The sequence below is a fragment of the Micromonospora coerulea genome (assembly GCF_016598485.1).
Taxonomy (GTDB): Bacteria; Actinomycetota; Actinomycetes; order Mycobacteriales; family Micromonosporaceae; genus Micromonospora; species Micromonospora coerulea.
Map to the genome: position 1 here is coordinate 1 of NZ_JAEMUW010000021.1, position 18897 is coordinate 18897.

At 74.2% G+C, this 18897-nt stretch carries 19 protein-coding genes and 3 pseudogenes; 7 read left to right on the forward strand and 15 right to left on the reverse strand.

Annotation, left to right across the window (positions count from 1 at the left end; genetic code table 11):
• Positions 1–55: 55 nt before the first annotated feature.
• The 4 genes and pseudogenes from I8N68_RS34520 to I8N68_RS24210 form a co-directional block, all read right to left on the reverse strand.
• A pseudogene (locus tag I8N68_RS34520) lies at positions 56–505 on the reverse strand (hypothetical protein); the annotation flags it as partial.
• Positions 506–585: 80 nt separating this feature from the next.
• Positions 586–775 (reverse strand): annotated as a pseudogene (locus I8N68_RS34525) (hypothetical protein); the annotation flags it as partial.
• 315 nt (positions 776–1090) lie between these two features.
• Positions 1091–2023: pseudogene (locus I8N68_RS34530) on the reverse strand (DUF3626 domain-containing protein).
• Positions 2024–2086: 63 nt separating this feature from the next.
• On the reverse strand, positions 2087–2557 hold the full coding sequence (locus tag I8N68_RS24210; protein ID WP_307812952.1) for a VOC family protein: 471 nt from the start codon (positions 2555–2557) through the stop codon (positions 2087–2089).
• Positions 2558–2693: 136 nt separating this feature from the next.
• Between I8N68_RS24210 and I8N68_RS24215 the strand changes: the two genes are divergently transcribed.
• Positions 2694–3563, forward strand: a complete 870-nt coding sequence (locus I8N68_RS24215) for an MEDS and STAS domain-containing protein (protein WP_200214504.1) — start codon at positions 2694–2696, stop codon at positions 3561–3563.
• A 173-nt stretch (positions 3564–3736) separates the two neighbouring features.
• Positions 3737–4144 carry a tRNA (N6-threonylcarbamoyladenosine(37)-N6)-methyltransferase TrmO gene (tsaA, locus tag I8N68_RS24220; protein WP_200214506.1) on the forward strand — a complete coding sequence of 136 codons (408 nt, stop codon included), beginning with the start codon at positions 3737–3739 and terminating at the stop codon, positions 4142–4144.
• 105 nt (positions 4145–4249) lie between these two features.
• On the opposite strand, the gene I8N68_RS24225 is transcribed toward tsaA, so the two are convergent.
• The 3 genes from I8N68_RS24225 to I8N68_RS24235 form a co-directional block, all read right to left on the reverse strand.
• A complete protein-coding gene (locus tag I8N68_RS24225; RefSeq protein WP_200214509.1) occupies positions 4250–4777 on the reverse strand; it encodes a hypothetical protein in 528 nt (175 codons plus the stop codon).
• Positions 4778–4905: 128 nt separating this feature from the next.
• Positions 4906–5535, reverse strand: coding sequence for an MBL fold metallo-hydrolase (locus I8N68_RS24230; RefSeq protein WP_200214511.1), 630 nt, complete (start codon positions 5533–5535; stop codon positions 4906–4908).
• The gene (locus I8N68_RS24235) at positions 5532–6620 is read right to left on the reverse strand and encodes an S-(hydroxymethyl)mycothiol dehydrogenase (RefSeq protein WP_200214514.1); all 1089 of its coding nucleotides are present in this window, start codon (positions 6618–6620) and stop codon (positions 5532–5534) included. Before I8N68_RS24235 ends, I8N68_RS24230 begins: the two co-directional genes overlap by 4 nt.
• A 203-nt stretch (positions 6621–6823) precedes the next feature.
• Here I8N68_RS24235 and I8N68_RS24240 point away from each other — a divergent pair, with 203 nt between their 5' ends.
• Positions 6824–7243, forward strand: a complete 420-nt coding sequence (locus I8N68_RS24240) for a hypothetical protein (RefSeq protein ID WP_200214516.1) — start codon at positions 6824–6826, stop codon at positions 7241–7243.
• A 20-nt stretch (positions 7244–7263) separates the two neighbouring features.
• Here I8N68_RS24240 and I8N68_RS24245 read toward each other — a convergent pair whose 3' ends face one another.
• From I8N68_RS24245 to I8N68_RS24255, 3 genes are all read right to left on the reverse strand, one after another.
• Complete coding sequence (locus I8N68_RS24245; RefSeq protein ID WP_200214519.1) at positions 7264–8559, reverse strand: MFS transporter; 1296 nt, start codon at positions 8557–8559, stop codon at positions 7264–7266.
• The gene (locus I8N68_RS24250) at positions 8556–9218 is read right to left on the reverse strand and encodes a GntR family transcriptional regulator (protein ID WP_200214522.1); all 663 of its coding nucleotides are present in this window, start codon (positions 9216–9218) and stop codon (positions 8556–8558) included. Before I8N68_RS24250 ends, I8N68_RS24245 begins: the two co-directional genes overlap by 4 nt.
• Before the next feature lie 88 nt (positions 9219–9306).
• Positions 9307–10413 carry a CapA family protein gene (locus tag I8N68_RS24255; RefSeq protein ID WP_200214525.1) on the reverse strand — a complete coding sequence of 369 codons (1107 nt, stop codon included), beginning with the start codon at positions 10411–10413 and terminating at the stop codon, positions 9307–9309.
• A gap of 101 nt (positions 10414–10514) precedes the next feature.
• On the opposite strand from I8N68_RS24255, the gene I8N68_RS24260 reads away from it, so the two are divergent.
• Both I8N68_RS24260 and I8N68_RS24265 read left to right on the forward strand, forming a co-directional pair.
• A complete protein-coding gene (locus tag I8N68_RS24260) occupies positions 10515–11393 on the forward strand; it encodes a glycosyltransferase family 2 protein (protein ID WP_200214527.1) in 879 nt (292 codons plus the stop codon).
• Between the two features lie 78 nt (positions 11394–11471).
• Complete coding sequence (locus tag I8N68_RS24265) at positions 11472–12641, forward strand: low temperature requirement protein A (RefSeq protein ID WP_307812953.1); 1170 nt, start codon at positions 11472–11474, stop codon at positions 12639–12641.
• A gap of 66 nt (positions 12642–12707) precedes the next feature.
• Here the strand turns inward: I8N68_RS24265 and I8N68_RS24270 are convergent, their stop codons facing one another.
• From I8N68_RS24270 to I8N68_RS24280, 3 genes are read right to left on the reverse strand one after another with little or no spacing between them, the layout of a single operon-like run.
• Positions 12708–13565: an alpha/beta fold hydrolase gene (locus I8N68_RS24270; protein ID WP_200214530.1), complete on the reverse strand. Its 858-nt coding sequence runs from the start codon at positions 13563–13565 to the stop codon at positions 12708–12710.
• Positions 13562–14527, reverse strand: a complete 966-nt coding sequence (locus I8N68_RS24275) for an SDR family NAD(P)-dependent oxidoreductase (protein WP_200214532.1) — start codon at positions 14525–14527, stop codon at positions 13562–13564. Before I8N68_RS24275 ends, I8N68_RS24270 begins: the two co-directional genes overlap by 4 nt.
• A gap of 35 nt (positions 14528–14562) precedes the next feature.
• Positions 14563–16098, reverse strand: coding sequence for a flavin-containing monooxygenase (locus I8N68_RS24280; protein ID WP_200214534.1), 1536 nt, complete (start codon positions 16096–16098; stop codon positions 14563–14565).
• 114 nt (positions 16099–16212) lie between these two features.
• Here I8N68_RS24280 and I8N68_RS24285 point away from each other — a divergent pair, with 114 nt between their 5' ends.
• Positions 16213–16875, forward strand: a complete 663-nt coding sequence (locus I8N68_RS24285; RefSeq protein ID WP_200214536.1) for a TetR/AcrR family transcriptional regulator — start codon at positions 16213–16215, stop codon at positions 16873–16875.
• Positions 16876–16881: 6 nt separating this feature from the next.
• Here the strand turns inward: I8N68_RS24285 and I8N68_RS24290 are convergent, their stop codons facing one another.
• Complete coding sequence (locus I8N68_RS24290; RefSeq protein ID WP_200214538.1) at positions 16882–17337, reverse strand: hypothetical protein; 456 nt, start codon at positions 17335–17337, stop codon at positions 16882–16884.
• Entirely contained in the window at positions 17337–17813 is a 477-nt protein-coding gene (locus I8N68_RS24295) for a hypothetical protein (RefSeq protein WP_200214540.1), read from the reverse strand. Before I8N68_RS24295 ends, I8N68_RS24290 begins: the two co-directional genes overlap by 1 nt.
• A 43-nt stretch (positions 17814–17856) precedes the next feature.
• Between I8N68_RS24295 and I8N68_RS24300 the strand changes: the two genes are divergently transcribed.
• On the forward strand, positions 17857–18870 hold the full coding sequence (locus tag I8N68_RS24300; RefSeq protein WP_200214542.1) for a helix-turn-helix transcriptional regulator: 1014 nt from the start codon (positions 17857–17859) through the stop codon (positions 18868–18870).
• Positions 18871–18897 lie beyond the last annotated feature (27 nt).

Genomic DNA, 18897 nt, shown 5'->3' on the forward strand with positions numbered 1-18897 from the left:
CCGCAACCAAAGACGGCACCGGCCGATCCCAAAGGGACCGGCCGGTGCGGAAACCTCACCAGAGCTGCTGCACGATGTCCGCCGCCTGCTCCTCCCACTGCGCGTACGCGTAGGGGAAGGCGGAGACCTGCACCGTCTGGGCCGCCGCGGTCAGCGGCAGCTGCCGCCACCCGCCGACGTTCTTCAGCGCGCCGAAGAACGCCTTGGCGGCGTAGTCGGGGTCGGTGATCTGGTCGGGCGTGCCCCAACCGGACGACGGGCGCTGCTGGAACAGGCCCTGCGAGTCGTGGTCGTTGTACGCGCCGAGGTGACCGAGGTTGTACAGCTTCGACTCCTGCAGCGAGGTGGCGATGCCGATGACGGCCCCGCGCTCCCCCACGCCGGTCTCCTTGGCCGCCTTGATGATCGCCTTGGCGTTGGCGATCTGCGCGTCGTCGAGCGGGATGCGCGACTGTGCGCCCTCAAGGCCGTGCGGGATGAGCTCTTCCCGGCTGGGCCGGTTGGCCTTGGTGGGGACCTTGTCGCTGCCGGTGGTCAGGCCGGATTCGACGGTCTTCTTGCCGGTGGTCAGGCCGGATTCGGCGGTCTTCTTGCCGGTCGCCAGGTCGATCGCGGCGACGGCGCCGGAGTGCGGTCCGCTGGTGACGGGCGCGGCGATGGCCGTCGGGCCGAATGCGAGGCCACCCAGGGCGACAACGCCGGCGACGGTCAGCGCGGACTTGCGGTTCGGGGTCTTCGCGATGGCGGGGAGCCATCGAGTGAAGTTTTGCTTCACGATGGTTGCCCTTTCGATCGTTACGACGCGCTCCCGGGTGAGCGCCCCTCGGGGGAATTACCGGCCGGTACAGGTTTGCGGGCCGGCCGTACGGGGGACACAACCAGCTTCCGTTGTCGGTCATTCCGGAAATGCCGGGGTGGCGATGGGCTGCGGCCCAGGTCACGCAGGTATTCGGACAGCGGGCGGAAGCGGCGTCCGGGACGACACCGAGGCACCCGTTGCGGGGCACCCGACGCACCCGGAATGCGCCTGGGCCAGGAGAGCATCAGCGTCGCCAGTCCGGCCGAAAGTGGCCGGGCGGTGGGTGACCGGTCAGCGGGTGGGCGCGCCGAACCGGACGAGGACGTGCCAGAGCTGCTTGAGGTGCTGAAGCGTGACGTCGGTCGGGCCACGGTCGGCCCAGCGGTCCGGATCCGTGACCACCGACGCGGCGGCCCGACCGATCAGGGCGGCGTGAACCGGCTCCCCCGGCCGGGCGAACTCGGCGTGCACCCGCGCGGCCAGCGGTGGGATGGCCGCCCCCGGAACTCCGGGTCGATTCCGTCCACCGGCAGCCCGAAGCCGGCGTGCCACCGCAGCGGGAATCCGTGCCGCCGGGCGACGGCCGCCAGCGTCCGTCCCTCTTCGGTGTCCCGGAACGACGGGTCCACCACCAGGGCCGCCACGTCCCTCGCCAGGCTCAGCTCGCCGTGGATCTGGGCCTCGACGTAGTCGTCGAGCGCCCGCCCGGGGACGCCGGGCCGGGCCGCATCGCGTTCCCGCCGCCGCACGAGGGTGCGGAGCAGGGTATCGGTGTCGATGCCCGCCACCCCGAGGCTGACCCCGGTGCTCGCGGTGGCCTCCAGCAGCGCCGCGAGCACCGGCTCCAGGACGTCGACGGTGCCCAGGTCCTTGGGCCCGAGGTGGCTCCCAGCGGTCCCGGTCGCCGCCCGGAAAGGCGGTCAGGCCACCGTTTGAGATACCCGTTTCGAACTGGCTGCGGTAGACGCCCTCCTCGTCCAACGCGGTGGCCACCGTACGACCGTCGCGCAGCAGTCGGTCGGGGTGGAAGTTGAGCGTCAGCCGGCCGTGCGCGGCGACCGCCGCGATCACCTCCTCCGGCCGGTACGCGGCACCGGAACCGGCCAGGTGCCGGGCGATGACGGCGAGCGCCGCCGGCCGGTCGGCCAGCGCGACCTGCCGGACGTGCCGCAGGGCGGCGGCCTGCGGCGGCGTGAGCGCGCACTGGTCGGGAGAGACGGGCACGGCCGAAGTATCGGCAGCGCCACCGCCCGGCGCAGCCCAATTACGCCGGCTCGCCGCCGGCGGTCAGCCGTCCCGGTCGGTGCCGAAGCCGTCGAGCGCGGCCCGCTCGTCCAGCGTGCGCAGCTCCTCGAAGACGGTGATGTGCAGGCCCGCCGGCGCGTCGAGCCGCGCGTTGAGCGACTGCCATGGTGTCACCGTCGGTGGCGCCACCTCGCGGGCACCCGCCGCGACCAGCCGGTCCGTGACGGCCCGCCCGTCGTCCACTTCGAACGCGACCCGGATCCGCGGGGCGACCTGCCGGCCGACCTCCACCTCGTCGATCAGCCGGCGCTGCGCCGGATTCGCGATCTCCAGGGTGGCCCGGCCGGCGTCGAGGATCACCACCCGCGCCCCGTCCCCGCCGGAGTACGCGGCCTGCTCCGGCAGGCCGAGGGCGTCGCGGAAGAAGGCGACCGCGGCGTCGTAGTCCTCGGCCTCCACCACGAGGCGCAACTGGCGGACGGTCGGCGGCCGGTCGGTGGGATCGTCGGTCACGCCCTCCGATGCTAGTCCCGGCGGGTCCAGCCGGTGCGGAGGCGGGGCGACCCACGCAGTCGGCTCGACGCGGCCCGTTGGGCCGGCACCGGGGCCGGCGTAGAGTGAGCAACGCGCAGACCGGAAGGCGATGACAGTGACGGCATCCGCTGTGGTCGACCGGGTCCAGCTGGGAGACCACGTCTGCTGGGCACATGACGACGAGCGCGACGCGCGCGACGCCGTCACTCGCTTCACCGCCACCGGTCTCCGGCTCGGCCACAAGGTCATCTGCTTCACCGACACCTTCGCCCCTGCGGTGGTCCGGGCGAACCTCGAGGACGCCGGCGTGCCGACCCAGACGGCGGTGGCCGTCGGCCAGCTGCGCATCGTGCCGGCGATGGAGAGCTACGTGCGCCATCTCCGGGGCGGTCGGTTGGCCATCGGGGCCATGCTCGAATCCCTCGCCGGCGAGGTGGCCCGGGCCCAGCGCGAGGGCTACCCCGGCCTCCGGCTGGTCGGCGACATGACCTGGGTCGCGCGCACCGGCACCGGGCTGGACGACCTGACCCGTTACGAGGCGCAGGCGAACCGGTTCTTCCTGGACCGCCGGGTCGCCGGGATGTGCCTGTACGACCGGCGGCTGTTCCCGCCGGAGCGGCTGCGCGCGGTGGGCGCCGCGCACCCGGCCACCATCGGGCCCTACGCCGACCGGGAGTGGACCCCGCTGCTGCGGGCGTACCGGACGGCCGACCCGCCGGGGCTGCGGCTGGTGGGCGAGGCGGATCAGAGCAACCGGGACGCGTTCGCCGCCGTGCTCGGGGTCTTGACCGGGCAGGGCGTGGCCGGTCGGCCGGCGGTGCTCGACCTGTCCGGGCTGAGCTTCGCCGACGTACGCGCCGCCACCGCCCTGGTCCGGGCCGATCGGGCCGCCACCGCGGGCCTCCGGTTGGTGGGGTGCCGCCCCGCGCTGAACCGGCTGCTCGGCCTGGTCCGGGAGAGCGAGTCGGCGGAGTGGACCGCGTGAGCGCGCGCAGCGGCCCGCCGGCGGGCGGGCTGGTCCACGAGGGACTGTTCTACACCGAGGCCGCCAGCCTGCTGGCGGCCGGTCATCGTGCACGCCCTCTGCGACCTGGTGCGGGTGCACACCACCGCGGCCGGCACCACCGTCCGGCTGCACATGCTGCGGGAGGTATCTAGGTGACCGACGAGTACGCGCTGCGCCCGGTGGGCCGGGTGGAGTCGCCGCTGACCCATCCGGAGCGGGCGCCGAAGCAGGGCGACGCGGGCGCGCCGGAGGCCTGGCTGGTCTTCGACGAGCGGATGGCCACCGCGCTGCGCGACCTGCGTCCCGGGGCGGACGTGCTGGTGCTGACCTGGCTGGACCGAGCCCGGCGGGACGTGCTGGCAGTGCATCCCCGCGGGGACCGGTCCCGCCCGGAGACCGGTGTGTTCAGCACCCGGTCGCCGCACCGGCCGAACCCGATCGGGTTGCACCGGGTCCGGGTCCGCGAGGTCGACGGCCTGCGGGTTCGGGTGGCCGACCTGGAGGCCCTGGACGGTACGCCGGTACTGGACGTCAAACCGGTGCTCGACGGCGAACGCTGAGCCCGCATGAGGCCAATCTCCCGCTGGCCCGCTGTCACGACCATGGACTTGATCATCTACAACTTTGATCCACCTTGGCGACCAAGCCAGACTGTGCGACGGACGTCAGCCAGCCTCGACGACCGGCATTCGGCTTGGGAAATCCGGCGGCAGACCGTCCGGGGGAGCCGTTCCGCGTGCCTTCGCCGCCAGATAGGAGGTCAGGCTCCCGTCGTACTCACACCAGTCGTCGTTATGGCTGGCGATCAGCACGGTCCACGACTCGGCTTCCGCGCCTGTTGTGCGCCAGTAAGAGGTGTCACCTTCGGCGGAATCGCCCCAGGGGAGAAGCCGGCCAGGCTCGGGGTATGGGGGGTGACCGTGCGACATCCCGGCGTCACGCAGCTCCGACAGGTTGCGCAGGCCCTCCTGCACGCCACGGACGAAGTACTGCTCCTCTCCGGCCGACGGGATGTGCAGGCCCAGGAAGTCGTCCACCGTGAACGGCGGGTAGGCCTCCGCGAGGGCAACGAAGTCCGAGGGCAGTACGACACCTGTCTCGCGCCGGACGAACTCCCAGTCGATGAGTCGGTGCTCGGCCGACCGGATGCCCAGCAAAGCTGGGAGGGCTTCCTCCAGCTCGCGCAGACTCACCACGTCACCTGACTTCCGGGAGGGTGCCGACGGACGCACGGCTAGCTAAATCCCCTGGCCGTTAGCCAGGCCGCAGCGCTTCACAGCGCCTAATCATCTACGGTCTTGATCCACTTCCGCAACAGGCCCTAGTGCCCCCGGGCGAGCCACTCGTCCAGGTGCGGCGCCTCGGCACCGATGGTGGTGCTGTCGCCGTGGCCGGTGTGCACGACGGTCTGCGGCGGCAGGGTGAGCAGCCGGGCCCGGATCGACTCGACGATGGTGCCGAAGTCGCTGTGGGAGCGCCGGGTGGCGCCCGGCCCGCCGGCGAAGAGGGTGTCACCGGTGAACACCACGCCGAGGTCCGGCGCGTGGAAGCTGCACGCGCCGGGGCTGTGCCCGGGGGTGTGCAGCACCCGCAGGGCGGTGCCGGCCACCGCCACGGTCGCGCCGTCGGTCAGCTCGCCGTCGGGCGGCGCGTCGGGGTGAACCAGGTCCCACAGCACCCGGTCGGCCGGGTGCAGCAGCACCGGGGCGCCGGTCGCCCGGGCCAGCTCAGGCGCCACCCGTACGTGGTCGTCGTGGGCGTGGGTGGCCAGCACGGCGACCACCCGGCGGTCGCCGACGACCCGCCGGACGGCGGCCACGTCGTGCGGCGCGTCGATGACGACGCACTCGGCGTCGTCGCCGACCACCCAGACGTTGTTGTCCACGTCGAAGGTCTGCCCGTCGAGGGAGAACGTGCCGGAGGTGACGGTGTGGTCGACGCGGGCCGTCACGGGAAGACCACCACCGAGCGCAGCACGTCACCGTGGTGCATCCGGGTGAACGCCGTCTCGACCTGGTCCAGGGCGATCTCCTCGGTGACGAACGCGTCCAGGTCGAGGCGGCCCTGCAGGTAGAGCTCGGTGAGCAGCGGGAAGTCGCGGCTGGGCAGGCAGTCGCCGTACCAGCTGGACTTCAGGGCGCCGCCGCGGCCGAAGACGTCCAGCAGCGGCAGGTCGATGGTCATCTGCGGGGTGGGCACGCCGACCAGCACCACCGTCCCGGCCAGGTCGCGGGCGTAGAAGGCCTGCTTCCAGGTCTCTGGCCGGCCCACCGCGTCGATCACCACGTCGGCGCCGAAGCCGCCGGTGGCCGCGCGGATCGCCTCGACCGGGTCGTCGTCAGAGGCGTTGACGATGTGCGTGGCGCCGAACTTCCGCGCCCAGTCGAGCTTGCGGGAGTCGGTGTCCACGGCGACGATCGTGGTGGCGCCGGCCAGCGCGGCCCCCGCCACCGCCGCGTCGCCGACGCCGCCGCAGCCGATCACGGCGACCGAGTCGCCCCGGGTGACCCCGCCGGTGTTCATCGCCGCGCCGAGGCCGGCCATCACCCCGCAGCCGAGCAGGCCCACGGCGGCCGGCCGGGCGGCCGGGTCGACCTTGGTGCACTGCCCGGCGTGGACCAGGGTCTTCTCGGCGAAGGCGCCGATGCCCAACGCGGGCGACAGTTCGGTGCCGTCGGTGAGGGTCATCCGCTGGGCGGCGTTGTGGGTGTTGAAGCAGTACCAGGGGCGGCCGCGGCGGCAGGCCCGGCACACCCCGCAGACGGCCCGCCAGTTGAGCACCACGAAGTCGCCCGGGGCCAGCCCGGTGACCCCCTCCCCCACCTGCTCGACGATGCCGGCGGCCTCGTGGCCCAGCAGGAACGGGTACTCGTCGTTGATGCCGCCCTCCCGGTAGTGCAGGTCGGTGTGGCAGACCCCGCAGGACTGGACGCGGACCACCGCCTCGCCCGGCCCCGGGTCGGGCACCACGATGGTGGTGACCTCCACCGGCGCGCCCTTGCTCCGCGACACGACTCCCCGGACTTCCTGGCTCACGGTGCCTCCTTCGTTCGCGACTGCGGGGCTCGCAGGCCCGGCTCACTCCTCGCGCTCACGGTGCCCCCTTGCCTGCGAATGCGATCACGCTCCCCGCGAACCTACCGCCGGGCGCCACCGCCGGCCCAGCGCCGTTCGGCGGGTTAGCCCCGCCCGTAGCGGGTAGGCCGGGGCACGGTTCTCCGGCACCGACGGGGGTGGTCATGAAGCTGACGCATGCGCCGCTACGGCTCAGCATCGGCGCGTTCTTCCTGAATTCCGGGCTGAGCAAGCGCAGCCTGGAGGGCGAGGCGGCCGAGGCGATGCATGGCATGGCCGTGGGGGCGGTCCCGCAGCTCCGGCAGCTGGACGCCGCCCGGTTCGCCAAGCTGCTGTCCCGCAGCGAGATCGCCCTGGGTGCCGCGCTGGTCGCCCCGTTCGCCCCGACGTTCCTGGTCGGGCTGGGGCTGACCGCGTTCGGCGCCGGGCTGATGCAGCTCTACCTGAAGACGCCGGGCCTGCGGGAGCCGCACAGCCTGAAGCCGACGCAGGCGGGCGTCCCGATCGCCAAGGACGTCTGGCTGGTCGGCGCGGGGCTGACCCTGGTGCTGGACTCGCTCACGCACCGACGCCTCCGCCGCTGACCCGGCCGGTCGCCGACGGTTCAGGTGCCCGCGACGGCCGGGACCGGCGCGGTCGCCCGCTCGGCGGCGTGCCGGCGGCGCGCCGCGTTGCGGTAGCGCAGCACCTGCGCCGCGCCGAGGCCCCAGAGCAGATACTGCACGGCGAAGGCCCAGCGGAACGCGTCCAGCGGCGGGGTCGACCGGCCGGCGGGGGTGGCCAGGTCGAGGACCACGCCGACGGCCAGGATCAGGGCGATCGAGGCGACGAAGCCGCCCACGTTGACGATGCCCGTGGCGCTGCCGATCCGGTGCACCGGATTGAACGTGCGCGCGTAGTCGAAGCCGATCACCGAGCCGGGGCCGTTGACCGCGAGGACCAGCACCAGGGTCAGCAGCAGCCAGTGCGGCGCGCGGCCCGGCCAGGCGAGCACCACCGCCCAGACGGCGGCGGTGGCCGCCGTGATGGCGAAGACCACGACCGAGCGGCGGAACGGGTGGCGGGCGCACAGGTGCGCGATGACCGGCCCGCAGACCAGGGTCGCGAGCGTCATCACGGTGAGCAGTGCGGCGGCCGAGGTGGGCGACAGCCCCTGCCCCTGCACCAGGAACGGATAGCCCCACAGCAGCGCGAAGACCGCGCCGGAGAACTGGGTGACGAAGTGCGTCCAGAGCCCGAGCCGGGTGCCCGGCTGGGCCCAGGCATCGGCGAGCTGCCGGCGTACGGTGGCCAGGTCCGGGGCGACCGCGGCGGTCTGCCCGGCGTGCGGGGTGTCCCGTACCCCCACGAGCACCAGCAGCAGCACGGTCGCGCCGAGCGCGGCGGCGGTGAGGAAGGCCGGGGTCCAGCCGGCGTGGTGCAGCAGCGCCACCAGGGGTACCGCGCCGAGGATCGCGCCGAGCTGCCCCACGGTGCCGGTGAGCTGCACCAGCAGGGGGTTGCGCCGGCCCGGGAACCAGAACGCCACGATCCGCAGCACGCTGATGAAGGTCATCGCGTCGCCGAGGCCGACCAGCACCCGGGCGGCGACGGCCAGCCGGACGTCGGTGGCGACGGCGAAGCAGAGCTGCCCGGCCACCATCAGCGCCCCGCCGGTCAGCAGCAGCCGGCGGGAGCCGAAACGGTCGAGCAGCACCCCGACGGGCACCTGCATGGCGGCGTACACGGCGAGCTGGGCGACGGAGAAGGTGGCCAGCGCGGCGGCGTTGATGTGGAAGCGGTCGGCCGCGTCCACCCCGGTGACGCCGAGCGAGCTGCGGTGGAACACCGCGGCCACGTACGCGGTGACGGCCACCGGGTAGACCAGGGCGGCGCTACGGCGGGCGGCGGGGACCCTCACCGCAGGGTCCGCAGCACCGTGGCGGCGTTGTCGATGTGCGCGCCGACGGCGTCGAGCCAGGCGGCCGGGTCGTCGCCGTCGAGAGCGGCGAGCTGGCCGGCGTGCTCGGTGAGGGCCACCTCCGCCCAGCCGGGGGAGAGCCGGAAGGTGGCCTCCCCCATCCGTAGCTGCCGGTCGCGCAGCCGGTGGTAGAGCTCGGCGAGGATCTCGTTGCCGGCGGCCTCGACGACGGTGGCGTGGAAGGCCCGGTCGGCGGCCATCAGCGCGGTGACGTCGCCGGCGGCGTGCGCTCGGCGCATCTCGGCGAGCCAGCGGGCGAGGTCGGCCTTCAGCTCGGCGCGGCGCGGCCACACCCGCTCCGCGGCGTGCAGCTCCACCAGCCGGCGGGCCTCGATGACGTCGGCGATCTCGCGCGCCGAGACCGGGCGGATCAGCGCGCCGCGCTTCGGGTAGAGGGCGACCAGTCCCTCCGCCTCCAGCCGCAGCAGCGCCTCCCGGACCGGGGTCCGGGAGACCCCGGCCGCCTCGGCGATCTCGCCCTCGCTGACCAGCAGGCCACCGGGGTAGACCTGCTCCAGGATCGCCCGCTTGAGGTGCCGGTACGCCCGCTCCGCGGCGGACGGCGAGGCGGCGCGCGGCGAGGCGGTGGGGTGCGTCATGTATCTATGATGCGTCCCAGTCGGCGGCCGGACCCGGGCCGGTCGGGCGAAGGTGGTCCACGCCACGCCCCCGCCGCTCCCGGCGGGCTCAGCCGCGCCGCAGCATGAGCAGGCCGTCGTCGCCGAGGCCGAACCGGGTCCGGTACGGCGCGCCGAGCCCGTCCAGCAGCTCCGCCAGCCAGCGGCCCTCCGCGGGTGTCGCGGGTGCCAACCGCATCCGCCGCATCCGCAGCGGCACCAGCCGCAACCGGCGCAGGTCTCCCGTCTCGGCGTCCAGCGTGGCCAGATACAGCAGGCGCAGCTCTGGCCGGTACGACTCCTGCCCGCCGATCCCCTCGTAGTCGTCGATCAGGTCACCGCAGCCGTACAGCACGAGCCGGCCCCGGTGCAGCTCGACCGGGCGGGGGTGGTGCGACGAGTGCCCGTGCACCAGGTGCGCGCCGGCCTCGACGAGCCGGTGCGCGAACTGGACCTGCTCGTCCGGCACCTGGTACCCCCAGTTCGACCCCCAGTGCACCGAGACCACCACCAGGTCGGCCGGCCCGGCCTCCCGGCCGATCCGTTCGGCGAGCGCCGCGGCCGTCGCCTCCGAGGCGTCCGGCAGGTACGCCACCCCGGGCCGCCGGTCGGTCGCCGCCCACTGCGGCGGGATGCCGCTGGACGGCACGCCCACCGACCACACCAGCAACGAGCGATCACCGCCGAGCGGCACCCGCGCGGGGCGCCACGCCTCCGGGGCGTCCCGGCCAGCGCCGGCCGGCCTGATTCCGGCCTCCCGCAACGCATTCAGGGTGTCGGCGAGTCCCTCCGGCCCGAAGTCCAGTACGTGGTTGTTGGCCAGCGCGCAGACGTCGAGGCGGGCGGCGGTCAGGCAGGACAGGTTCGCCGGGTGCATCCGGTAGTGGATGCCCTTGCCGGGGGCGGGTTCGCCGCGCCCGGTCACCGCCGTCTCCAGGTTGACGATCCGGACGTCCGGGCGCAGCTCGTCGAGCAGGCGCAGCGCCTCGCCCCACGGCCACGCCGGCGGGGCCGGCCGGGGCACCGGCCCGGCGACGGACTCGGCCAGCTCGACGTACCGGCGGGCGTCGGTGACGGCCTGCTCCCACAGCTCGGGCGGCCCGGGCCGGGGCAGGATCTGGTCGACGCCGCGACCGGTCATCACATCGCCGGCGAGCAGGAGGGTGACCTCGGGCATGCCGTGACCTTCCCACCCGCGGCGGTCCCGCACCTGCCGACGGCGGAATTGCGCCGGCCGCGGTCGAGTGGCTGAGGCCGCCGGAGGGTATCTGGGCCGTCATGACTTCGGACCTGACGACCGTGGTCGCCACCCGAAACCGGCGGGACCAGCTCCTGGACCTGCTCCCCCGGCACGCCGCCCCGGTGATCGTGGTGGACAACGGCTCGGACGACGGCACACCGGCCGCGGTGGCGCGGGCGTTCCCCCACGTCCGCGTGGTCGAGCTGGGCCGCAACGCCGGTGCCGGGGCGGCCCGTAACGTCGGGGTGGCGCTGGCCGACACCCCGTTCGTGGCGTTCGCCGACGACGACTCGTACTGGGCGCCCGGATCGCTGGAGCGGGCCGCGGAGCTGCTGGGCGCCCATCCCCGTACCGCGCTGCTCACCGGGCAGGTCCTGATCGGCCGGGAGGGTCGGCCGGACCCGATCTCCGCGGGCATGGCGCAGGCACCGCTGGGCACCGCCCCGGGCGCGCCCGGCCCCGCCGTGCTGGGCTTCCTGGCCTGCGCGGTGGTGCTGCGCCGCGCGGCGTACCGGCAGGTCGGCGGCTTCGCCGAGCGGCTCGGGACGTACGGCGAGGAGGCGCTGCTGGCGATGGACCTGGCCGCCGCCGGGTGGCGCCTGGCGTACGTCCCGGAGCTGGTGGCCCACCACCTGCCGGCGGCGACGGACCGGGACGCCCGCGCCCGGCGGCGGATCGAGGCGCGCAACCGGGTGCTCACCGCCGCCCTGCGCCGGCCCGGCCGGGTGGTCCGCGCGGTGGTCGCCGAGACCTGGCGCGACCCGGCGGGGCGCGCCGGGCTGGCCGACGCCGCGCGGGAACTGGGCTGGGTGCTGCGCCAGCGGCGGCCGCTGCCGGCGGCCGTGGAGGCGGACCTCGCCACGCTGGCCGCCGCGGAGACCGACGTCGCGAGGCCCGCGCCCGCGCCGGCCGGCTGACCGGATCCGGGCCGGTCGCGGGCGCCGGTACGGCTATCGTGTGGGCGCAACCGGCCCGCCCCGGCGAGGAGCAGTCCCGTGACCACCAGCACCACGCGGTTCCGCTCCTGGTACCGGCCCATGCGGGGCCGCCGGCCCGACGAGCCGCACCGGACCGCCACGCCGCTGGAACTCTTCTTCGACCTCTGCTTCGTGGTGGCGGTGGCCCAGGCGTCCAACAGCCTGCACCACGACCTGGCGGAGAACCACCTCGGGCACGCGCTGGTCAGCTACCTGACGGTCTTCTTCGCGATCTGGTGGGCCTGGATGAACTTCACCTGGTTCGCCTCCGCCTACGACACCGATGACGACGTCTACCGGGTCACCACCCTGGTGCAGATCGCCGGCGCGCTGATCCTCGCCGCCGGCGTGCCACGCGCGTTCACCGACGCGGACTTCACCACCATCACCTACGGGTACGTGGTGATGCGGCTCGGCACGATCGTCAACTGGCTGCGCGCGTCCGCCGCCGACCCGGACCGTCGGGACACCGCGATCGCGTACGCGGTGGGGGTGGGCGTCGTCCAACTCGGCTGGCTGCTGCGGCTCGCCCTGCCGGACGGCTGGGGGATGCCGGCGTTCCTGGTGCTGGCGCTGGCCGACGTGCTGGTGCCGGTGGTCGCCGAGCGGCACGGCAAGACCGGCTGGCACCCGCACCACATCGCCGAGCGGTACCAGTTGTTCACCCTGATCGTGCTCGGCGAGGCGATCCTGTCCATCTCGGTGGCGATCCAGCGCGGGGTGGACGCCGGAAACCCGGAGCTGTGGGGGCTCGCCGCCGCCGGGATGGTGATCGTCTTCGCGCTCTGGTGGCTCTACTTCGATCGCCCTGGGCAGCTACCGCCGTCCAGCCTGCGCGGCGCGCTGTTCTGGGGGTACGGCCACTATCTGATCTTCGCGGCGATCGCCGCGGTGGGCGCCGGGCTGGCCGTCGCGGTCGACCACGACCTGCACGCCGCCCACGTCTCCGGCCGGGCCGCCGGGTACACCGTGGCGGTGCCCGTCGCGGTGTACCTGGTCGCCCTCTGGGCGCTGCACCTGCGCTGGAAGCGCGGCCTCGGGCTGGTGCTCTTCCCGATCGTGTCCGTGCTGGCGCTGGTCACACCCTGGCTGCCGGCGCCCGTGCCGGCGCTCGCCGTCCTGCTCCTCGTCCTGGTGGCGGTGACCCTGGTGCTGCGGCACCGCCAGGCCACCGACGTCCCCGGCTGACACGCGGCATCCCGCCGGCCGGCCCGCAGCCGGCCGCCGCCGGGCGGCGCCGGCCGGCGTGACCTGTCAGGGCCGGGCGGGGGCGCCGGCCCAGAAGTCGCGGAGCAGCGTGTGGAACTCCTCGGCGCACTCGATCTGCGGCATGTGCCCGGTGTCGCGGAACAGGTGGGTCCGCGCCCGGGGCAGCCGGGACCGGGCGGCCGCCAGGTGGGTGGCGGGCAGGATGAGGTCCCGATCGCCCCAGACCACCAGCGTCGGCAGGTCCAGCCGGGCCACCGCGTCGAGAAGTTCCGCGCGCCACTGCGGCCGTACGCCCCGCCAGGTGCCCAGGCTGCGGACCAGTTCCACCATCACCCGGGCGGCGTGCGGCTGCCGGGCCACCGCGAGCGCGGTCGCGATCCGCTCCTCGGTGGCGTACGCCGGGTCGCGGAAGATCGCCAGCTCGGTCCGGCGGGCGATGGCCGGATGGGGGCGCAGCAGCAGCCGGCCGAGCGGGCGCAGCGCGAGCAGCCGCAGCGCGATGGTGACCTCCCGGCCGAATCCGGCGCTGTTGACCAGCGCCAGGGTGGCCGCGTGGGACGGGTCCTCGACGGCCAGCCGCATCGCGACCGCGCCGCCGAGGGAGTTGCCGACCAGGTGCGCCGGGCGGTCGACGCCGGCCGCGTCGAGGAACTCCCCGACGGCCGCGGCGAGCGCCGGCAGCGTGTGCGAGGCGGCCAGCGGCGCGGAGCCGCCGTGGCCGGGCAGGTCGACGCTGACCACCCGGTGGTCGGCGGCGAGCAGCTCGTGCTGGGCGGTGAAGTCGTCCAGGGTGCGCCCGATGCCGTGCAGCAGCACCACGGCCGGGCCGGCGCCGGAGATCCGGCAGCGTACCCGCCGCCCGGCGACGGTGAACTCCTCGGCGGGCGGCAGGGAAATGGTCACGCCGGCTGCCCTGGGGTGGTCTCCGGAGTCAGCGGGTCGACCGCCGGCCGGGGCGCGGGCACCGCGTCGGCGGGGGTGGGCGCGGGCGCCGGGGCGGGTTCCAGCCGGGAGGCCGACCGGGCGGCCGGCCCGCCGGCGCCCCGGTTCAGCCCGGCCGCCAGGATCTGGTGGTAGGAGGCGGGGGCGATCCGGGCGAGCAGGTCGGGCAGCTTCGCCGACCAACCGATCAGCACCCGGCCGCGGCGGCGCTGCACCCCGCGCAGGATCACCTCGGCGGCCTTCGCCGGCTCGATGGAGAGCAGCTTCTCGAACTGTCGGCGGCCCTCCTCGTACTCCTCTGGCGAGACGCCGCTGCCGACGCGGGCGCTCTGCGCGATCCGGGTCCGGATGCCGCCGGGGTGCACGGAGGTGACGCCCACGCCGTCGTCGGCCAGTTCGTGCCGCAGCGCCTCGGTGAAGCCGCGGACGGCGAACTTGCTGGCCGAGTAGGCGGCCTGACCGGCGGGCGCGATCAGGCCGAAGAGGCTGGAGACGTTGACCAGGTGCGCGCCCGGCTCGGCCTTGAGCGCGGGCAGCAGCGCGTGGGTCAGCCGGACCACGGCCCGGAAGTTGATGTCGACGACCCAGAGGAACTCGTCCAGGGTGACCTGGTCGAACCGGCCGCCCAGCGCGACGCCGGCGTTGTTGACCAGCAGCCGGATCCGCGGGTGCGCCCGGCGGATCTCCGCGGCCACCCGGTCGGTCGCGTCGGCGTCGGCCAGGTCGACCAGGTGGGTGTCGACCCGCCGGTCGGGGTGCGCCGCGCGGATTGCGGCGACCACCGCGTCGAGCCGTTCGGCGTCCCGGTCGAGCAGCACCAGGTCGGTGCCGCGCCGGGCGAGGGCGTGCGCCAGGGCCTCGCCGATGCCGCTGGCCGCCCCGGTGACCACGGCGGTGCCGCCGGGGAAGACGAAGTCACGCATGCGATGTGCTCCTATCCGTGCCGATGGGGCGGCGGTCAGGCGACGGGGGTGTCGGCAGGCGCGTCCGCGTCCCGTGCCGCGAGCGGTTGCCCGACGGCGGGTTCGGCGGGTGCCGGCGCGGCGCGGGAGAAGCGGACGCCGGAGTCGGTGAGCCGGCCGTGCCGCATCAGCAGCACGTCGCGGGGATAGTTCTGGTGCAGCCGCCAGGGCGCCGCCGGGCCCTGCTTCGGCAGTTGGTCGACGGCGCGCAGCACGTAGCCGGCCTTCAGGTCGATGATCGGCTCCAGTTCGCCGGTGGCCGGCGCGACCGGGGTGACGATCTGCTGGCCGGTGGCGTCGAGGTGGCGCAGCAGGCGGCAGACGTAGGTGGCGACCAGGTCGGCCTTCAGGGTCCAGGAGGCGTTGGTGTAGCCGATCGTCATGGCGAAGTTCGGCACTCCGGAGAGCATCATGCCCTTGTACGCGACGGTGTCGGCCAAGTCGACCTCGGCGCCGTCCACGGCGACGGTCATGCCGCCGAGGGCGAGCAGGTTGAGGCCGGTGGCGGTGACCACGATGTCCGCCGGCAGTTCCTCGCCGGAGGTGAGCCGGATGCCCCGCTCGGTGAAGGTGTCGATGGTGTCGGTGACCACCGACGCCCGGCCCGCCTTGACGGAGTCGAACAGGTTGCCGTCGGGGACCACGCAGAGCCGCTGGTCCCAGGGGTTGTAGCGGGGCGAGAAGTGCCGGTCGATGTCGTAGCCGACGGGCAGCCTGCCCTTGGCCGCACGGCGCAGGAGGCCCTTCATCACACCGGGGGCGCGCCGGCTGAGCTGGAAGTTGGCCACGCCCAGCAGCACGTTCTTCCAGCGCACCACCGGATACGCGGCCTTCGCGGGCAGCCAGCGCCGCAGCGCGTCGGCCAGCACGTCGCGCGACGGCAGCGAGATGACGTACGTCGGTGAGCGCTGGAGCATGGTGACGTGCGCGGCCCGCTCGGCCAGCGCCGGCACCAGGGTGACCGCGGTGGCGCCGCTGCCGATCACCACCACCCGCTTGCCGGAGTGGTCGAGGTCCGCCGGCCAGTGCTGCGGGTGCACGAGCTGACCGGCGTACCGGTCGACGCCGGGGAAGTCCGGGGTGTAGCCCTCGTCGTACCGGTAGTAGCCCGAGCAGGTGAAGAGGAACGCGCAGGTGAGCACGACCTCCTCGCCGGTGTCGTCACGGTGCGCGTGGACGGTCCAGCGGGCGGTGGCGCTGTCCCACTCGGCACGGAGCACCCGGTGGTGGAAGCGGATGTGCCGCTCCACGTCGTGCTCGCGGGCGGTGTCCCGGACGTACTCACGGATGGCGTCGCCGTCGGCGATGGCCTTCGGGTTGGTCCACGGCTTGAAGGAGTAGCCGAGGGTGTACATGTCGGAGTCGGACCGGATGCCCGGGTAGCGGAACAGGTCCCAGGTGCCGCCGATCGCGCCACGGGCCTCGAGCACCGCGTAGCTCTTCTTCGGACAGTTGTGGCGTAGGTGCACGGCGGCGCCGATGCCGGACAGCCCGGCACCGACGATGAGGACGTCGACGTGGTCGGAGGCCATGACATCTCCCGTTCGCGGGGCAGTGGACCGGACACTATCCACCGCCGTCGACACCAGTCAACACCCTGTCGAGTCCGATCGACAGGGTGTTGAGCGGGTGTAGCATCAACCGTCATGACCACCGCCCGTACGCCGACCGGGTCCCCGCCGACCCGCGGGCGGCGACCGGGCCGCTCCACCGGTGACGACCGGGAGCTGGCCATCCTCGGCACCGCCGAACGGCTGCTGGCCGAGCGCGCCTTCGGCGAGATCTCCATCGACGACCTGGCCCGGGGTGCCGGCATCTCCCGGCCGACGTTCTACTTCTACTTCCGGTCCAAGGACGCGGTGCTGCTCACCCTGCTGGACCGGGTCATCGAGGAGGCGGACGCCGCCGCGGGCGACGTGCTGGACCGGCTCGCCGAGGACCCCCGGGCGCGCTGGCGGGAACTGATCGGGCGCTTCCACGCCACCTTCGGCGGCCACCGCGCGGTGGTGCTGGCCTGCGCCGAGGTGCGGGGCACCAACGCCGAGGTGCGCCAGCTCTGGGCCGCCGTGCTGGACCGCTGGGTGCACGCGGTCGAGACCGCCATCGAGGGGGAACGCCGGCGGGGCGCGGCCCCGGACGGACTGCCCGCCCGGGACCTCGCCATCGCGCTGAACTCGATGAACGAGCGGGTCTGGTACGCCACCTTCGCCGGTGACGGCCCGGCCGTGGCCGAGCGGGACGTGGTCGACGTCCTGCTCGACGTCTGGCTGACCGCGATCTACCGCACCACGACCCCGCCGCCGGCCTGACCCGGCTCAGCCGGTCCGCGCGAAGTCCATCACCCAGTTCGTCTCCCAGGTGCGCTCGCCGTCGGTGGAGAACGCCTGCTCCCACCGGCACGAGGTCGGGGTGATCCGGGACCAGATGAACCGGCACCGCACCGGCCGCCCCTCGTCGGTGTCGTCGGCGTAGAAGGTGCCCACGCCGTCGACGAACCGGCCGACCACGGGCGGCAGCTCCAGGATCCCCCGCCGGCTGTTCATCCAGTAGATCGACCAGAGCCCGGTGGCCGGGTCGAGGGTACGCACGGTCGAGCCGGAGAAGCCCCGGGTCGGGCACCGCATCTCGTCGAAGCTGCCGGCGCCGTCGAAGAACCGGTGCGCCACCGAGGTCGCCGGAAACTCGTCCCACTCGTCGCTGCCGACGTGCCGCTCGACCAGCCGCCGGTTGGTCACGTCCCAGGTCCCGACCAGGAAGTCGAAGTCGCCCATCAGCGGCCCACCGGCCCCTCGACGCGGGTGTCGCCCAGGTAGCCGGCCAGGTCGGGCCGGTCGGGGGCGAGGACGTGGCGGACCCAGGCGGCGCGCTCGTGTTCCAGCACGCCCAACTCCCAAACGCAGCCCACGCCGGGGCGGGGCATCGGCACGAAGTGTGCCGGGTCGCCGTCCGGGCAGTCCAGGGCGGGCTGGCCGGCGACCACGATCCGGCACTCCACCACGTTGTCCCAGAACCAGCTGTACGCCAGCAGGTAGGCGCCGCTGTCCGCACCCCGGTGCAGCACCACCCAGCTCGCCGGCGGGGTGCCGTCGTCGGGCCCGGGCAGCAGCTGGGGCAGGTACTCGTACGCGGCGGCCACCACCGCCGGCTCGAGCCGGCGGTCGGGCTGATCGATGTGGTAGCGCTTGACGTGCCGGCCGGCGACCTCGACGGTCCCCGGCACGGTCAGTTCCTTGTCGCGAAAAGCCATGCCGGGACGGTAGCCCCACTCCCCTGACAGCTACTGTCAGTGGATGCGGGCCAGTCGTCTCCTGTCGATCCTGCTGCTGCTCCAGACCCACGGCCGGCTCACCGCCGCCGAGCTGGCGCAGCGGCTGGAGGTCTCTGTCCGGACCGTCTACCGGGACGTGGACTCGCTGCACGCCGCCGGGATCCCGCTGTATGGCGAGGCGGGGCACGCCGGCGGCTACCGGCTGCTCGACGGCTGGCGGACCCGGCTGACCGGGCTCACCGCGGAGGAGGCGGACCGGCTGCTCTTCGCCGGCCTGCCGGGGCCGGCCGCCGAGTTGGGCTACCAGTCGGTCGTCGCCACCGTCCAGCTGAAGCTGCGGGCCGCACTGCCGCCGCTGCTGGCCGACCGGGCCGCCCAACTCCAGCAGCGGTTCCACCTGGACACCCCGGGCTGGTACTCCGACGGCGACTCCTCGCCGCACCTGGCCCCCACCGCCGACGCGGTCTGGGGGCAGCACCGGGTCCGGGTCCGGTACCGGAGCTGGCGGGGCGAGGTGACCCACACACTGGAGCCGTACGGCCTGGTACTCAAGGGCGGCCGCTGGTACGTGGTGGCCGCCCGGCCGGAACGCGCCGAGCCGGCTACCTACCGGGTGAACCAGATCCTCGAACTGACCATTCTGGACGAGACCTTCGACCGGCCCGCCGACTTCGACCTGGCGGCCTGGTGGCGGGCGCACGTGGTGGAGTTCCGGGCCCGGCTGCACCGCGACGAGGCGAGCATCCGCATCTCGCCGCCCGGTCGGGAGCGGTTGCGGGAGATCTGCAGCGACGCGGTGGTCGCCGCGGTCGACGCCAGCGCCGGCCCGCCGGACGGGGCCGGCTGGGTGCGGGCGGTGGTGCCGATCGAGTCGCTCACCCACGCCCACGGCGATCTCCTCCGGCTCGGCGCCGAGGTGGAGGTGCTCGCCCCCGCCGAGCTGCGCGCCCGCCTCGCGGACACGGCCGCCGCGCTCGCCGCGCTCTACGCGCCGACGCACTCGACGGCCGGCGCGCCGGTCGCCGCCGACGCGTAGGTCGCGCCCCGGGGGTACCGGTGCGCC

Excerpts from the sequence above, each read along its gene's own strand:
- I8N68_RS24240 (WP_200214516.1), top strand. The coding sequence starts at position 6,824 with ATGAAGCTGACGCATGCGCCGCTACGGCTCAGCATCGGCGCGTTCTTC.
- I8N68_RS24250 (WP_200214522.1), bottom strand. The coding sequence starts at position 9,218 with ATGACGCACCCCACCGCCTCGCCGCGCGCCGCCTCGCCGTCCGCCGCG.
- I8N68_RS24255 (WP_200214525.1), bottom strand. The coding sequence starts at position 10,413 with ATGCCCGAGGTCACCCTCCTGCTCGCCGGCGATGTGATGACCGGTCGC.
- I8N68_RS24260 (WP_200214527.1), top strand. The coding sequence starts at position 10,515 with ATGACTTCGGACCTGACGACCGTGGTCGCCACCCGAAACCGGCGGGAC.
- I8N68_RS24275 (WP_200214532.1), bottom strand. The coding sequence starts at position 14,527 with ATGCGTGACTTCGTCTTCCCCGGCGGCACCGCCGTGGTCACCGGGGCG.
- I8N68_RS24280 (WP_200214534.1), bottom strand. The coding sequence starts at position 16,098 with ATGGCCTCCGACCACGTCGACGTCCTCATCGTCGGTGCCGGGCTGTCC.
- I8N68_RS24285 (WP_200214536.1), top strand. The coding sequence starts at position 16,213 with ATGACCACCGCCCGTACGCCGACCGGGTCCCCGCCGACCCGCGGGCGG.
- I8N68_RS24290 (WP_200214538.1), bottom strand. The coding sequence starts at position 17,337 with ATGGGCGACTTCGACTTCCTGGTCGGGACCTGGGACGTGACCAACCGG.
- I8N68_RS24295 (WP_200214540.1), bottom strand. The coding sequence starts at position 17,813 with ATGGCTTTTCGCGACAAGGAACTGACCGTGCCGGGGACCGTCGAGGTC.
- I8N68_RS24300 (WP_200214542.1), top strand. The coding sequence starts at position 17,857 with ATGCGGGCCAGTCGTCTCCTGTCGATCCTGCTGCTGCTCCAGACCCAC.